The sequence below is a fragment of the uncultured Chitinophaga sp. genome (assembly GCF_902168175.1).
Classification (GTDB): Bacteria; Bacteroidota; Bacteroidia; order Chitinophagales; family Chitinophagaceae; genus Chitinophaga.
This window is the reverse complement of the sequence record NZ_CABHOU010000021.1, coordinates 196579-212495: the sequence shown is the minus strand read 5'-3', so window position 1 is coordinate 212495 and position 15917 is coordinate 196579. Positions and strand designations below refer to the sequence as shown.

At 49.2% G+C, this 15917-nt stretch carries 10 protein-coding genes; 9 read left to right on the top strand and 1 reads right to left on the bottom strand.

Translation table 11 applies throughout. From position 1 onward, the window contains the following. Positions 1 to 90 precede the first annotated feature (90 nt). The 8 genes from QZT80_RS02995 to QZT80_RS02960 all read left to right on the top strand — a co-directional run bounded on the left by QZT80_RS02995 (position 91) and on the right by QZT80_RS02960 (position 13689). Positions 91 to 1269, top strand: a complete 1179-nt coding sequence (locus QZT80_RS02995; RefSeq protein WP_295117437.1) for a hypothetical protein — start codon at positions 91 to 93, stop codon at positions 1267 to 1269. A gap of 1025 nt (positions 1270 to 2294) precedes the next feature. Further along, the gene (locus QZT80_RS02990) at positions 2295 to 2444 is read left to right on the top strand and encodes a hypothetical protein (RefSeq protein WP_295117434.1); all 150 of its coding nucleotides are present in this window, start codon (positions 2295 to 2297) and stop codon (positions 2442 to 2444) included. A 221-nt stretch (positions 2445 to 2665) separates the two neighbouring features. Next, positions 2666 to 4036 carry a sulfatase gene (locus QZT80_RS02985; RefSeq protein WP_295117432.1) on the top strand — a complete coding sequence of 457 codons (1371 nt, stop codon included), beginning with the start codon at positions 2666 to 2668 and terminating at the stop codon, positions 4034 to 4036. A gap of 88 nt (positions 4037 to 4124) precedes the next feature. Then, positions 4125 to 4721, top strand: a complete 597-nt coding sequence (locus QZT80_RS02980) for an RNA polymerase sigma-70 factor (RefSeq protein WP_295117430.1) — start codon at positions 4125 to 4127, stop codon at positions 4719 to 4721. A gap of 60 nt (positions 4722 to 4781) precedes the next feature. After that, the gene (locus QZT80_RS02975; RefSeq protein WP_295117427.1) at positions 4782 to 5831 is read left to right on the top strand and encodes a FecR domain-containing protein; all 1050 of its coding nucleotides are present in this window, start codon (positions 4782 to 4784) and stop codon (positions 5829 to 5831) included. A 183-nt stretch (positions 5832 to 6014) separates the two neighbouring features. After that, on the top strand, positions 6015 to 9404 hold the full coding sequence (locus QZT80_RS02970) for a SusC/RagA family TonB-linked outer membrane protein (protein WP_295117424.1): 3390 nt from the start codon (positions 6015 to 6017) through the stop codon (positions 9402 to 9404). An 11-nt stretch (positions 9405 to 9415) separates the two neighbouring features. Then, positions 9416 to 10882 carry a RagB/SusD family nutrient uptake outer membrane protein gene (locus tag QZT80_RS02965; protein ID WP_295117421.1) on the top strand — a complete coding sequence of 489 codons (1467 nt, stop codon included), beginning with the start codon at positions 9416 to 9418 and terminating at the stop codon, positions 10880 to 10882. A 53-nt stretch (positions 10883 to 10935) separates the two neighbouring features. Continuing rightward, a complete protein-coding gene (locus tag QZT80_RS02960; protein WP_295117418.1) occupies positions 10936 to 13689 on the top strand; it encodes a hypothetical protein in 2754 nt (917 codons plus the stop codon). Positions 13690 to 13744: 55 nt separating this feature from the next. Here the strand turns inward: QZT80_RS02960 and QZT80_RS02955 are convergent, their stop codons facing one another. After that, positions 13745 to 14476, bottom strand: coding sequence for a hypothetical protein (locus QZT80_RS02955; RefSeq protein WP_295117415.1), 732 nt, complete (start codon positions 14474 to 14476; stop codon positions 13745 to 13747). A 227-nt stretch (positions 14477 to 14703) separates the two neighbouring features. On the opposite strand from QZT80_RS02955, the gene QZT80_RS02950 reads away from it, so the two are divergent. After that, positions 14704 to 15894 carry a TlpA disulfide reductase family protein gene (locus tag QZT80_RS02950; protein WP_295117412.1) on the top strand — a complete coding sequence of 397 codons (1191 nt, stop codon included), beginning with the start codon at positions 14704 to 14706 and terminating at the stop codon, positions 15892 to 15894. Positions 15895 to 15917 lie beyond the last annotated feature (23 nt).

The window sequence follows — 15917 nt, the reverse complement described above, 5'->3', positions numbered from 1 at the left end:
CACAGCTTTGGCGCGTACTTGCACCACACCCGAAACGATAGCCGGTTTAACTTACCGCCATCACTTCTAAAGTTAAAAAAATTACGCGCTATGACATTGATTTTAAAGAAAACATCCATCTCGCTGCTGTCGTTGTTCCTGTTTACGCTGGGTACTGTTGCGCAGCAAAAAGCTAAAGTTATCAACGTGCCCATGGAGCCGGCGTACTGGCAGTACGACCCTGCTGCCGGCATTAAATTTATCATGCACAAGGGTGTTAAGGCCGTATATGTAAAAGCGGGCGAACCCCTGCTGCTAAAGGACCAGCAATTTTCGGACGGCACTATCGAATACGATGTGGAATTTGGTTTTGGGTTTCCTGGTATTACCTTTCACCTGTCGGCCGATGGTAAAACGGGGGATAACTTTTACCTGCGCTATTTTAAAGATGCGGCTCCGGCCAAACGCACTACGCTGCAATATACCGCGATGGTCGATAGCACCAATCTGTGGGACCTCGCCGACGAATACCAGGCCGGTGCCCGCCTGAACATCCCGGGCTGGAACCATATTAAACTCGTGGTATCCGGCAAACAAATGAAGGCTTACGTAAACGATATGACCCGTCATGCCCTGTTAGTACCATCGCTGGAAGGCGGGGTGAAAAACGGTGGCATTGCTTTTTCGGGCGGTGAGATCACCATCGCCAATATGGTGATAAAACCGGGAGCTGTGGAAAACCTCGACCCCTCACAGGGGTATATCCCTGTGTACAATGATACCCGTTACCTGCGTAAATGGCAATGTAGCCCGGCCATCGAATTCCCTTTCGGAAAAGAAATAGCGGCACCCTTGCCTTACCTCGGCGGCAAACTCATTTGCCCCGAATACCCCGATAGCTCCACCAAATGGACACCCCTCGTTACCGAAGATCGTGCGCTGCTAAACCTTACTCGTGCTTTAGGCGGTACGCCCTTTAAAACCCGCCGCCTGGCCTGGGTAAAAACCACTATTGAATCGGACAGTGCGCAGGAGCGCAACTTACACCTGGGCTTCAGTGATGAAATCTGGCTATTTGTAAACGGACAGGCGGTATATGCCGATAAGAATCATTTCGGATCACCGGGACAGAAGTTTCCTTCCGGAAGGTGCACGATTGAGAATACAGTAGTGAGGCTGCCGTTGCAAAAGGGTAGGAACGAGGTACTGATAGCAGTTGCGAACTACTTTTACGGCTGGGGCATAATTGCCCGGCTGGATGAGATGGAAGGTGTTCGTTTTCCTGAATAAATACGCATGCAGGTACATGTATATGTTCCACCATGGTTTCGTTATCGGGCAGGTCCATCGCCCTTACTTCAATGCGACAGGCGGTGGATGACACAAACCTGCTGTCAAAGTCCCACTCATCGCTGTTGCATCGCTGCACGGCCGCACCGCTTTCGAGCAGGTCGCCTGCCTCATTATAAATCTTCACCGTCACCGATTTCACCATAAAGTTATCGGTGGCGGTAATGGTAATCAGCTGCTCATCTACCTGGATGTCGTCGATTTCCGGCGCCTGATAGAAGTCGGAAATGGCCAGGTTCTGCACGTTCCTGGGGCCGGATAGTTTGGTTTTGTAGTAGTCGGTCAGCTCCGGTATCACGGCTACCAGCTTGGCGTACACCCCTGCCTGGCGAAACTTCTCCTGCGCCGCCAGTTGCTTTTTCGTCCCCTTATTGCCCCGCTTCGGCGGATGTTTGCAGATCAGTACCTGCCCGTAGCGGTGGCGTACCACTACCTGTTTATCGAAGCCGCCGGTGGCCCCGGCTAATATGGCATTGTATTTTTTCTGTAGCATGTTTTTTTTAATACAAATCTCCGGAAACAGGCTCGCAGAAAATGTCGTTTTGGGTAGAAAAAATGTCGTTTTGAGTAGAATTTTAGGGGCGGGGGCTATACGAATGCCGGTCAAGTGCCGGTCGAGTGCCGGTAGAATAAGAGGGCCGGAAGGGATGGAAGCTTTAACGGAAATGATTAACTTCAGGTATGACCGATAAGTTTTCGACCGCTGTCAATATCCGGTGTACCCCCACGTTACTTTGGAAAGCCCTCACGCATCCCCCGTTAATGAAACAATGGATGGGCGATGAGCATATGAAGATCAGCATAGAACCAGCTGGCAAACCGGTACGCCTATTTTTATCCGTGGTTTCCATCACGGCATTTTTGAAAACAAGGGTGCCATTCTTCAGTATGAAAAGGAGCGGGCCCTGAGTTATAGCCACCTCAGCTCTGTATCACGGCTGCCCGATGTGCCTGGCAATTATACTGTGCTCGAGTTTATTATCACGCCTTTTGAAAGCCATACGGAGCTGGCACTCTATATCAGCAATTTTCCTACGGATGTGATCCGTAAACACCTGGAGTTTTACTGGCGTGGCACGATGGGGAAGATCAGGGTGTTGCTGGAAGGACATTAATCTTTTAAAGCCCCCGAAATATCTTTCTCCATATCCGACAGGGCGGCATCGTTGGTGTTCGTGAGGATCACAATGAACTGATCTTTCTCTCGCAGTGGTGGATGTTAGCGGGTGGCCGATAGTCATAGATGTGAAAAAGCATACAATCAATCCCCTCCACGTATTATATTTACCGCGGGGATCATCATATCCCGCGCATCCACCACGTGAAAAATGATCGTATGAATCTATCTTATCTGAAAGGAATGGCAACGGCTTTTACCCTGCTGTTCGCCGCTGCCCCGCTTGCCGCTCAAAAAAAACGTCCTAACGTCGTGATCATTATGGCCGACGACCTTGATACACGCCAGTTAAGCTGCTATGGAGGTAAAAACATACGCACCAAGTACATCGACCAGCTCGCGGCAGAGGGACTGAAGTTCAACCAGATTTATGCTTCCCATGCCACGTGTGTGCCTACACGCGCTTCGCTATTCACTGGACTTTACCCGGTAAGGCATGGCTCTTTCCAGAACCATAAACCTGTTTATAATGATGTAAAGAGCGTGGCGCATTACCTGAGCGAACAAGGGTACAAAGTAGGTTTAACAGGGAAAGATCATATGACCAAACCGCAATCTATATTCCAGTTCGATATCATCGAAGGCTTTCAGCCCAACTGTGTATCGAGCAACGATGAATATACATTAGCCGGGATAGAGAAATATATGACGGCGGGCGATAAACCCTTCTGCCTGTTCGTGATGAGCATCAATCCGCACAAACCCTGGGACACCGGCGACCCTTCTGAATTTAAGGCCGGCCAGCTGGTATTACCTCCCAATATGGTAGATACTAAAGAAACGCGCGAGCAGTACTGTAAGTACCTGGCGGAAATCCGCAGGCTGGATAACCAGGTGGGCGATGTGATGGGTCTGCTGAAGAAAACAGGGCTGGATAAGAACACTATCTTCATTTTCCTGGGTGAACAAGGCCCGCAGTTTCCCGGTGGTAAATGGACGTGCTGGGATTACGGACAGAAAAGCTCCATGATCGTACGATGGCCGGGTGTGGCCAAACGTAAAAAGACCACGGAGGCCATCGTGCAATACGAAGACATCACCCCAACCCTGGTAGATATTGCCGGCGGTGTGCCTGATGCCAGGCTCGACGGCAAAAGCTTCCTCTCTGTGATCAAAGGTGTTACCAAATCAGCCCGCCCCTACGCATTTGGTATGTACAACAACATCCCCGAAGGCCCGGCCTACCCAAGCCGTAATGTGCGCGACGACCGCTATAAATTAATCCTGAACCTGACGCCGGACAGCACCTACGCGATCAAGTGGTATAACAATCCGGGCGATTTGGGTGTGTGGAGTTCCTGGCAGGAAAAGGCGAAAACAGACAGGAAGGCAGGCATGCTGGTGTACCGCGTGAGCAACAGACCTGCAGTGGAGTTTTACGATATAAGAAAAGATCCCTACGAGCTAAATAACCTGGCCGACCAGCCGGCTTATGCCAGGTACGTAAAAGAATACACAGCGGTACTGAAACAGTGGATGGAACAGCAGGGCGACAAAGGGGCGGAAATAGACCGGGTTTACAAGAAATAATACACCGCGTATTTTCCTTTTCAAAAAAAAGTGTACTTTGATAAGGGACACAGATTTCACGTTTATCTATCCAAATTAAATAACCTTTTTGCTAAATACGCCACGTAATACAAATGAGGAGCCGCAAGTAGACCTTCGTCTGATCGCGGACGGTGACGAACAGGAGTTCCGCCGCTTGTTCCGGTATTACAGTCCGCGCCTCAACCAGTTTGCCTGCTCCATCGTTAAAACCAACGAAGCAGCAGCGGAGATAGTAGACGATGTATTTATCCGCTTTTGGAAACATAGGGAAAAGGCGTTGGCGATCGCCAATCTTCGTGTATACCTGTATGTAGCGGTCAAAAACGGTTCCTTAAATTACCTGTCGGCCAAAGCCCAGCGGCAGATCACCGAACCCTTTGAACATTTTGATATCGAGCAAAGCCGCGATCAGGCGCCCGACCAGAAGATGATCAGTGCGGAGATACAGGCGAAAATAACGGCCGCAGTGGAATCCCTGCCGCCCCGGTGCAAAATGATCTTTAAACTGGTGAGGGAAGACGGGCTGCGGTACAAAGACGTGGCCGAGATACTGAACCTCACGGTAAATACCATAGACGCCCAGATGGTGATTGCTGTGAAACGCATCTCCGAAAAGGTACAAACCCACTTTACCGCATTTCCCCAAAAGGCGGTTAAAAAATAATTTCCCTTTCTTTTAAGGTCATCTCTTCAATTTCTTGTCTTTATCATTAACCAAGGTTCAATGGATAAAGAAAAAATTACCCGGCTCATAGCCAGGAAACTGTCCGGGGAGGCCACTCCTGAGGAAATAAAAGAGCTGGATGACCATCTAAGGGAGCATCCGGAAGATGCCTATTTCCTTTCTATAATGGACGATTACTGGCCGGGTGCGGTGCCTTCCCTCAAAGATGGTGATGCGGACGGAGAAGCCCATTTTCAGCACATATTAGCCACTGCCGCCCGGGAAGAGGACGAAGTGCCGGCTCCACAGGAAAGCCGGCGTTATTACCTGCGCAAAACGCTGGCAGCGGCAGCCGTGCTTACGGGCCTGGTTTGCGGCGGCTGGTGGTACTTCCGTAACAAGCCTGCGGCGGAAACATTAATGACCGAAACGGTGGCCAAACCCGGGGCAAAGTCCAGGGTGTTATTGTCTGACGGCACCATAGTATGGTTAAATTCAGGCAGCCGCATTGTGTATCCTACACGTTTTAGTGACTCTGTAAGGGCGGTGGAACTGGAAGGAGAAGCCTATTTCGATGTCGCTAAAATGCCCAATCGCCCGTTCCTCGTTCGTACCCGCGATCTCCATGTGCGCGTACTGGGTACCGTATTCAACATAAAATGTTACCCCGACGATCTGCGGTCGGAAGCCACGCTGATCAGCGGTGCGATACAGGTATCCAAAACAGGAGAAACCCAGTCGGCATTGTTACTGCATCCGCATGAAAAAGTAGTAGTAGACCGCCAGGCCGTTGCTGTGGCAGCCAATACACCTGCACAACCTTCCATGGTGATCAAACATATTAAAGTGAGCATACCCGACACCTCTATGGTGGAAACCGCCTGGGTATACAATAAACTGGTGTTTGACGGAGAAGATTTCCGGGAGATCGCCACGGAAATGGAAAGATGGTATAATGTAAAAATAACGATCAATGATCCCGCGGTGGCTGCATACAGGTTTCACGCGAAGTTTGAGAATGAGCGGATGGAAGAAGTGTTGGAAGCCCTGCAACTGTCATTGCCCTTCACTTTTAAAATCAATAACAATGAGGTAAATATCTACAAGTAACAACCAAAAAAATCGGGAAATGCTGCAAACATTCCCCGACGAGTCTAATGTATCAGAAACCTTTCCGATCGGCAAAATCTACAGGTTTCTTCTTTTTTAAACCGTAAATCCAAAGTTATGAAAAAAAACGTACCTCCTGCCCGGGGAGTTATGACGTCACGTCTGCTTAAATTCCTGCTATTTATGAAGCTTTCCGTGTTAATAATCCTGTTTACCATTACCCAGGCAAGTGCCGAAAAGGTATTCAGCCAAACCATCACAGCCAGCTTTGAAAAGGCGGAACTTCGCACTGTGCTTACTGCGATAGAGAAAAAAGCCAAAGTGAGGTTCATCTATAACTACGATCTTAACCTGCTGACCAGGAAGATAGATTTTGCCGTAAAGGACGCCAGCCTCTCCGATGCGCTCGATAAACTGTTTGAGAATTCCGGTTTGCGCTACCGTAATATGGGTAACAACATGATCGTTATTTCTGCCGGCCGGGGCGTGGAATCGCTGGTGCAGGCGCAGGTGCCTGTAAGCGGTGTGGTTACCGACGACAGGGGGCAGCCGCTGCCTGGTGTGAGCGTAAACGTGAAAGGCACTTCTCTCGGTGTTATGACCAATGAAAACGGGCGTTTTACCCTGAACGTGCCCTCTGCCAACGATACTTTGCTGTTTACTTATATCGGCTTTTCTTCACAGCAACGGGCACTGGCAGGCCGCACATCACTGAACATAACTTTGGTGGCGTCGTCCAGTAATTTGAGTGAAATGGTGGTGATAGGATACGGTACCCAGAAGAAACAAAACGTAACCGGCGCTATTGCATCCGTACCGATGCAGGAGATCCGCGATATGCCGGTGTCGAACGTAGCTACGGCACTGCAGGGTAAAATAGCCGGTGTGGTGGTGCAACAGAACTCGGGAAGTCCGGGCCGCACACCTGCTATCAAAGTAAGAGGTTTCGGTTCTATTTCGGCAGGTACCAGCCCGCTGATCGTAGTAGATGGCAACATTGTTTCCTCTGCTGTGTTCGGGTTATTTGATTCGGAAGAAATCGATAAGATCGATGTGCTGAAGGATGCTTCGTCTGCCGCCATTTACGGCTCCCGTGGCTCCAACGGCGTAATACTCGTAACCACTAAAAAAGGCGTGTCCGGTAAAGCCCGCATGAGCCTCAATGTATACACCGGCTTCCAGCAGGTAACAAAAAAACTGGACGTATTGAATTCGCAGGAGTTTGCGGAATTCGGCAAGGAAGCGGCTAACAACGCTTATCTCGACAACGTGCCCGGTGCGCAAATCACGGACCCGAACAGTGTAAGGCCTTCTAACTACCTGCGTTACCGTTATCCGCGCGGCGACCTGTTTGACTGGTTCAATTATGATGACCCGGCTAAAGTAGCCGCGCTGCCCGATTACAACTACCAGGACCGGATCTTCCGCACGGCACCGATTAGCAATTACCAGTTCTCCGCGATGGGCGGTTCCGAAAAGGTACAATACTCCGTAAGCGCAGGTTACCTGTCGCAGAAAGGTATTATTAAAAAATCAGCCATGGACCGCTATACCCTGCGGGCGAATATCGACATCAGACCTACGTCGAAGTTATCGATGGGTGTGAATATCAATCCATCCTACAGGATAACCGACGAAGTGCGGTCGGACGGGCACTGGGCAGATGGCAGTATTATCAATGCCGCACTCTCGGCTATGCCTATGGCACCCATTTACAGCGATAACGGCGCCTATTCTTCCCAAACCGCACTGGCCGCGATGTACAACTTCCCCGGTATTACCAACCCGGTGGCTAATATCACTGAGTATAACTCCAAATTCCACCAGATTAACCTGTTATCGAATGCCTGGGCCGAATACAGCTTTCTGCCGAATTTAAAATATCGCCTGTCCGGTAACGCCAACCTGTACGCCAACCGGAGGAACGCTTACGTTACTTCCAAAATGCCGTTGAACCAGCAGTTGCCGCCTACCGCCGCAGTGGGTTCCAACTTTTCCGAACAGGGGGTGAGCTGGCTGGTGAACCAGGTATTGAGTTATAATGTATCGTTCCGCGAAGTACATAACCTGGAAGTACTGATCGGCACGGAGTCGAACAAACTGCAATACCAGAGCGCCAACGCGGGCGGCGGCATCTTTGCTAACGATATCGTACAAACGCTGAATGCGGCAGGACAACCCACCTCGGTGAGTTCGCAGATTACGGAGAACGCTACCGTATCTTACTTTGCAAGAATAGACTATAACTATAAGGCCAAATACCTGTTGAAGTTATCGGTACGCCGCGATGGTTCTTCTATTTTCGGCCCGGATGAAAGGTTTGGTACCTTCCCCGCTGCCTCTGTTGGCTGGAGGGTGACCGAAGAATCGTTTATGAAAGATATTCCCGTATTGTCTGAACTGAAGCTGCGCGTGAGCTACGGCCTGTCGGGCAACAACTCCTTCAGCAACTACTATCCGTATGTGGGTAGCGTGGGCACCACCAACTATGCTTTCAGCGACAACCTCGTAACCGGCCTGGCTATTAACTCACTCGGCAACTCTGGCCTGAAATGGGAACGTAACCAGCAACTGGACCTGGGTTTTGACCTGGGGCTGTGGCAGAACAGGCTTACTTTCTCCGCAGACTATTACGACCGTGTTACCAGGGATTTGCTGTTGTCGGTGAACGTACCCACCCTTACAGGATTTGGATCCGCGTTTAAGAACATTGGCCGCATGAATAACAAAGGTTTTGAATTTAGTGTAAACAGCTACAACTTCACAGGAGCTTTCACCTGGAACACCAATGCCAACCTCTCGTTCAACCGGAACAAAGTACTGGCGCTCGGGCCCACCGGCGATCCGATCCTGAACGGCAGTGGCGTAGGCGAAACCAACATTACCATGATTGGTCACCCGATCGGTAGCTTCTATGGTTACGAGCAAATTGGCATTTTCAAAGATGCGGCAGACCTGCATACCAGTCCGCACGACAATACCACGCGCCCCGGTGATGTGAAGTACAAAGATGTAACCGGCGATGGCATTTTAGATGCGAAAGACAGGACGATCATCGGTAATAACCAGCCCGATTTTATTTACGGTTTGAACAACAGCTTTTCTTACAAGGGTATTGACCTCGCCATTTCCCTGCAGGGTACACAGGGCGGACAAATCCTGAACCTGAGCCGCCGTTTCTTCGACAACCTGGAAGGCGGTGGTAACAACCTTGCGATTGTAAAAGACCGCTGGCGTTCGCCCGAAAATCCGGGTAACGGTAAAGTGCCGAGGGCCAATGCGCGCACCACAGGTAACAACAACGCCGTTTCTTCCCGCTGGGTAGAAGACGGATCCTACCTGCGCATTCAGAACATCAGCCTTGGCTATAAACTCCCGGCAGCGATTGTAAACCGTCTGAATTTACAGGGGATCAGGATCTATGCATCCGCACAAAACCTGTACACCTGGACCAAGTACCTCAACTTCAATCCTGAAGTAAGTAACTATGAAGGGCCGCTCACAGGTGGTGTAGACTATGGCAGCTATCCGCTGGCGAAAACAGTAACATTCGGTATTAACATTGGTTTCTAAAATTGATCCTCATGAAATTTAATCATCTCACGATATACAAGGCAGCGTTTATTGTAATAGCGCTATCATCCTGCGGCAAAGGGTTTGTAGACCTGAAGCCCATTTCTTCCATTACCACCGGTAACTTTTACCAGACAGAAGAAGATTTCAAAAACGCTGTTAATGGCGCCTATGCCGCCCTGCGCTCGGGTGGCACTTATGGTGGCGACAGTTATATATTTGGCGAAGTCCGGTCCGATAACTCCATGCCGGTGGCCTCTGGTTCTGTAACCGATCAGGATGAATTCGACCGGTTCTATATCCGCACGACCAACCCTTACATCAATAACCGCTGGAGCAACAGTTACACCGCCATTGCCCGCTGCAACGCCATCCTGGACCGCATTGGTGCTATCACCATGAGTGATGCGTTAAAAGACAGGTATATTGGTGAAGCCAAGTTCCTGCGCGCCCTTTATTACTTTAACCTGGTACGTACTTTTGGAGATGTGCCCCTTGTGCTGAAAGAAATTACCAATCCGGATGAAGGATACGAATATGGCAGGGCACCAAAGGCAGATGTGTATGCACAAATAGAAAAAGATCTCACCGAAGCAGAAGCAGCATTGCCTCCAAATTACACGGCGGCGGCAGACATAGGCCGTGCTACAAAAGGCGCCGCCAAATCTATCCTGGGCCGTGTATTGCTGGCACAGAAGAAGTTTGCGCCTGCTGCCATCCAGTTAAAAGCAGTGATCGACTCGAAAGTGTACGACCTGGTGCCAGTGTACGCTGATTTTTTCAAAGTAAATAACAAGAAAAATATAGAAGCTATCTTTGATGTGCAATACAAATCAGGTGGCGTAGGACAGGGGAATGGATGGCCCAATTCTTTTGCACCGCAGAACTCCGGCAATGCGGTAATTATGTTTGGCGGCGGTGGTAACAACATTCCCAGCGACGACCTGATAAATGCCTATGAAGCCGGCGATGCGCGCAAAGCTGCCACCGTTGCCACGTCTTACGTAAATGCAAGTGGAGCTACTATTCCGGGCAACTTCGTAAAGAAGTATTTCGATGTGCCGGCCCTTGCCAATGATAATGCCAATAACATTCCCATCATCCGTTATGCAGATGTGTTGCTGATGTACGCAGAGTGTTTGAACGAGGCCAGTTATGTACCAGATGGGGATGCTTTCGATTACCTGAACGACGTGCGCGATCGTGCCGACCTTGACCCGCTTACCGCCATAGAAGTACCCGATCAGCAGTCGTTCCGCCTGGCTATAGAGCAGGAGAGGAGAGTAGAATTTGCATTTGAGAACCTGCGCTGGTACGACCTTGTAAGGACGGATAGGGCCATTACGGTGATTAATGGAAAAGCAGCACAGATCAACCTGGTAAACCCGGTGACCGAAAACAACCTCGTGTTCCCGATCCCGCAGAGCCAGGTGGACATTAATAAAACAAAGATTACGCCCAACGAGGGGGCCAACTAAATACCGAATGCCTGCCAGTATGAAGCTGGCAGGCATTTAATCAACCTTTCACTATGACGATAATAGCACGGTTAAGCCTCTGCCTGGCACTTTTACTTACGATTGATATTCATGCACAGTTAAAAGTTCCCGATACCGCCAAATTGAATGGCAGTCACGATCTTCGCCTACCTTCCTGGGGCCCATATTCCAAAAAGTACGCAGGCATTTCTCACATCCCTGATATAAGAAGCGGTATGCGCTTCGACTTTTCTGTGTTGCCAGGCTATTATCGCAACAAACTCCTTGTACCCAACGTACGTTTCGAATCGCAGTACTTTCCCTGGAACGTGCAGCGCGACCTGCGTACGATTACCTATCGCTATGAGCTGGAGTGGAAAGACCAGGTATACACCGACGTTACTTACACGCTGGTAGATACATCGTCGGTACTGGTTTCCATGCGTTGTGTCAATAATACCGCATTGCCACAGAATCTTTCGCTCAATCTTATTGCATCAATTGAATACCCCGATAACTATGGGGAGCGGAAGTTGACGTATGGCGAAGGGACTACATGGTACAATGCAGTGGATTACCGCAACATTTCGTATGCGCTCAGGCAACCCGATACCGATCTTGTTTACGATGGATGGATGCGCGGAGAAGTGCGCAGTGCAGGCCTTATTAACGGCCGTGGAGTTGGGAAGGATTTTGGCAGGCGGGCAGGTGATAAGATCGATTATGATGTGCGTATCCCTACAGGTATGAAAAAGGGCAGGCTGCTTTTTGTTTATAACCTGAAGAACGCGTCGGCATCTGCGGTGCAGCTTTCCGGGCTGGTAAACCAGAAAATAACTTTCAAACAAAGCGATACACTTGCCGTGCTGGATGTTCCATTTGAGGTGACTGGTGTTGATCGGCAACGTTTAAGTCTTACGTCCCTCGGTGGTGGCGGTTTATTGTTGAACGGGTTTGTGATTACAGGCGACCAGTCGGCCCATCCCTTCACCATCGCGCCAGCGCCCATGCTTAAAACACCTGCCACCGAAGAAAACCCCGCTGCCCGTCAACTGCTGCTGAAATACCAGGACGTTCCATCGTATTACGGTATTACCTGGGACGCGGAGCCATTCAAGGTGCGCAGCATAAAGAATGATGAACTGGATATCTTTTTACGGAATGAAACCCATAACCATGTGGCCAAAGTGCTGAATGGCAATGGGAGAGGAGATTATGCCAACGTGTTTATCCGTCCGGTAGAATTAGCGCCGTTCTCCTCGCAAACATGTACCGCCCTGCTCAGCAGCGGCGCGCGTGAACAGGTACTGACCGTTCTGAAACAAAACACTCCGTTAAAAACACATTTCGCCGCACAGCTGAACGATACCGTGCAAAAGGAACAGGGAATACTGGCCGCAGGGGAGCAATATCTTTTCAGCCAGAACATGCTTAAAAGCACCTTACTATCGAATGTAGTATACCCGGTGTATACACAAAACCAATACATCCGCCATTTTACACCCGGCAAGTGGTGGAACAGCCTGTACACCTGGGACCTTGGCTTTATTGCGCTCGGTCTTTCACAGGTAAATCCTGAGCTGGCAGTCGATTGCATCAATGCCTATCTAACACCGCCTGGTAGTCAGTCCGCATTCGTTCATCACGGCTCACCCGTACCAGTGCAGATGTACGCGTTCCTGGAGCTTTGGAATAAAACACAGTCGAAGGAGTTGCTCAGTTACTTCTATCCCCGACTTAAACAATACTATGAATTCCTGGTAGGCCGTCATGGGAGTTCTTCCACCAATACTTTATCCTCCGGCCTGTTAAAAACCTGGGATTACTTCTATAATTCCGGTGGATGGGATGACTATCCTCCGCAGGTGGGCGTGCATAACAAGGGGCTCCAAAAACAGGTAACACCTGTAATCACCACCGCCCACGCCATACGGGTGGCCAAGATACTGAGAATGGCTGCACGTGCGCTGGGCAAGGCGTCAGACATTAGAACATATGACGGAGATATCAGCAGGCTGGGCGCCGCGTTGCAAAAGTATTCGTGGGACGGGGAGGCTGGTTATTATTCCTATGTTCAGCACGACAGTGCCGGGCGGGCTGCCGGATTTTTCAAAGACCCCGTATCAGGTGCCAACTTCAACATGGGCCTCGATGGCGCGTACCCGTTAGTATCAGGCATATGTACACCTGCTCAGCAGCAAACACTGACAGATAAGATATTTTCATCCACCCATATGTGGAGCCCCTCCGGCATTTCCGTAGTAGATCAATCCGCCCCCTACTACCGCACCGATGGTTACTGGAACGGCTCCGTATGGATGCCCCACCAATGGTTCGTCTGGAAAACCATGCTCGACATGGATAAAGCCGACCTGGCCGGCAAAGTAGCCGTCAAAGGCCTCGACGTATATAAAACAGAAACAGACGCGTCCTACTACACCTTCGAACATTTCCTAGCCGCTTCCGGCAGGGGCGCTGGCTGGCACCAGTTCTCCGGATTGTCCACCCCAGTGCTGGCCTGGTTTGCCGCCTATTACAAAATAGGCACAATCACCCCCGGTTTCGAGATATGGATCAACGAGCAGTCGTTCAACGAAGGTTTTACATCTTACAATGCAAACATTTCATTCGACCAGGCAACGCCGCCGCACAAACGTGCGATGCTGGCGGTAATGGACCCTTCGTTTGCGTACAAAGCACGGTTTAACGGTAAGCCTGTCGTGGTAAAAAGTATGGGTAAAGGAATGTTGGAGATCACGTTACCTGCGACGAATGAAACCGGGACATTGGTAATTTCACAGTTATAACAATAGATGGAAGGCTGTATCGTGAGGGGTCAGCCTCTCCTCTATATATGCGATATTAAGTCAAGGGCAATGCTGCAAACCACCTTGCAACCGGATCTAAGAACGTTAAAGGGATTTCGAAGATCAGGATGGAATACACAATGATGTCGATCACCAGGAATGAAGGAAATAACCATCTTCCGCTTTTTTGTTTCCTTTCAAGAACAACCAGGGTTGTGAGCAAAGATAAAATAAGGAACATGGCAGCGAAAGCAGCTACAGGTCCCATATCTTTGAATATCATATGGTTAAAAAAACGGAACAGCGCAGGCTCTATAAACACCAGGCCAGTAATGATCATGGCCCGTGCGTGAATCTGGACATTTTGGCGATACCTGATCGCTATAACAAATGCGATGATCAACAACCAAAAATCCCTGAAAGGAAAAAGCATCATATCGAAACTTATTTTATCCGGGGGCACCGCGTTCAAAGCGCTGTGCAGTATCAGCAATACCGATAACAACATCACGGGCATCAAAATATAAGAAAGTTTACCAAGCCGCTTGTGAAGATGCAGCTTCTTGTTACGGACCAATATCGGCTGGATGATCAGCAGAGAAACCCATAGCACCATCATCACCGCATGAAAATGGAAATAGAAAGAGGTGTCATTTATTCCGGTGACGAACTTCGAAAAGTAAGATTGCCAGAAGCCTAAAAAAGCCAGTATAAGTAGCGCGATGAAGAAATAACCCGACTTGTCGAAAGTCATTTTTTTAATTGGGGATGTTTTAACTGCTTCCATGATATAAAGAAAAGTTGATAAAACTAATTTACTGGTACAAAAAGCCGGATACATCAACATTGCTTACCGGTGGGGCATAATCAAAATAATGAAATTAATTGGAGATACAAATTCATGCGTATAAGTTGGACTGCCCAACAGTTCGTTTACTCATACTCGTAACAGGCACAATTATTTTGATATAATATCTACGAGTAATTCGTAGATTGTTGTCCTAAATAATCACCATGATAAGAAAGATTACCATCCTGTTGTTAAGCATACTAACCTATTTTCAATCGTTCTCCCAGATCAAAGCCGGGGAAACCGCACTCCCGCTCAATATCACCCACTGGATCAGCAATGTGCCGGCCGACAAAAACCTTAAGGGGAAGTTCCTGGTCATTGATTTCTGGGCTACCTGGTGTGCGCCATGTATTGCCGGGGTGCCACACTTCAATGAGATTGCGGATCATTACAAGCAGGATAAGCGCCTGCGTTTCCTTTCCCTCACCGATGAAAATGAGGTCAAAGTGAAAAAGCTGCTCAGCAAAGTAACATTTACCACTGCCGTAGTTTCCGATACCACCGGCAAAACATTCGACAATTTCGGTATCCAGTTCATTCCCTTCTGTGCACTCGTAGACGATCGCATGGAGGTGCAGTGGGCAGGAGCTGCCTATGAACTTACGGAGGGCATGGTAGCCGACTTCCTGGCCCGTAAAGAGGTAGTTGCACCTCCCTCAGACGATCTGGCCGTTCGCACTACACCCATCTATGATTCTTTAAAAGTCGCATTCCAGGCCGTGCAGAATAATGCGGATATTAAAGAGTATTTCAGTGTTGGGCCACTGGAAAGCGTTCCATATGGTGCTAGTAGTTTTTATATACGTCCAGGTGAGTTATATAATGAAACCAGGGTGGGCATCAATACCCAACAGGTTTTTGCCCAACTGATGAAGTTGAGCAATATACAGGTAGTATTACCAACCGCTATAGCCAACTCGTACATCTCCTATTGTTACAAAAGCATAACGAAAACAGAGGCCTCCCACGTACTGGACACCCTGATGAAGAATTTCGAACTAAAGTGGGAGACCCGCGACAGTCTGTTAGAAGTATTAACATTAGAAGTAACGGATACAACTAAACTGTTAACCAACCTCGCTGACCCTCAGGCGGAGCTCAGTAAGATGAGTGAAGGCGATGGCGTTGTTTCGCTGGAAAATCAGCCCCTTTCGGCTATGGTTACACCATTGCAGGAGCCGTTTCCCGGGCTGGTCGTCATTAAGAATGGCGAACGATTCCACAGCCGGAAGTTCAATCTGACGATATTCACTAATGACCTTGCTAAGTTACGGGAGTCGTTGGCCCCGATGGGAATTACGGCTAAGCGCGATATGCAGAAGCAGAAGGTTTATTATTTGCGGTATAAGTAACGTAGTGTTAGAAAAATAGGTTT

Coding starts and splice junctions, on each gene's coding strand:
- QZT80_RS02995 (WP_295117437.1), top strand. CDS start 91: ATGACATTGATTTTAAAGAAAACATCCATCTCGCTGCTGTCGTTGTTC.
- QZT80_RS02985 (WP_295117432.1), top strand. CDS start 2,666: ATGAATCTATCTTATCTGAAAGGAATGGCAACGGCTTTTACCCTGCTG.
- QZT80_RS02975 (WP_295117427.1), top strand. CDS start 4,782: ATGGATAAAGAAAAAATTACCCGGCTCATAGCCAGGAAACTGTCCGGG.
- QZT80_RS02970 (WP_295117424.1), top strand. CDS start 6,015: ATGAAGCTTTCCGTGTTAATAATCCTGTTTACCATTACCCAGGCAAGT.
- QZT80_RS02965 (WP_295117421.1), top strand. CDS start 9,416: ATGAAATTTAATCATCTCACGATATACAAGGCAGCGTTTATTGTAATA.
- QZT80_RS02960 (WP_295117418.1), top strand. CDS start 10,936: ATGACGATAATAGCACGGTTAAGCCTCTGCCTGGCACTTTTACTTACG.
- QZT80_RS02955 (WP_295117415.1), bottom strand. CDS start 14,476: ATGGAAGCAGTTAAAACATCCCCAATTAAAAAAATGACTTTCGACAAG.
- QZT80_RS02950 (WP_295117412.1), top strand. CDS start 14,704: ATGATAAGAAAGATTACCATCCTGTTGTTAAGCATACTAACCTATTTT.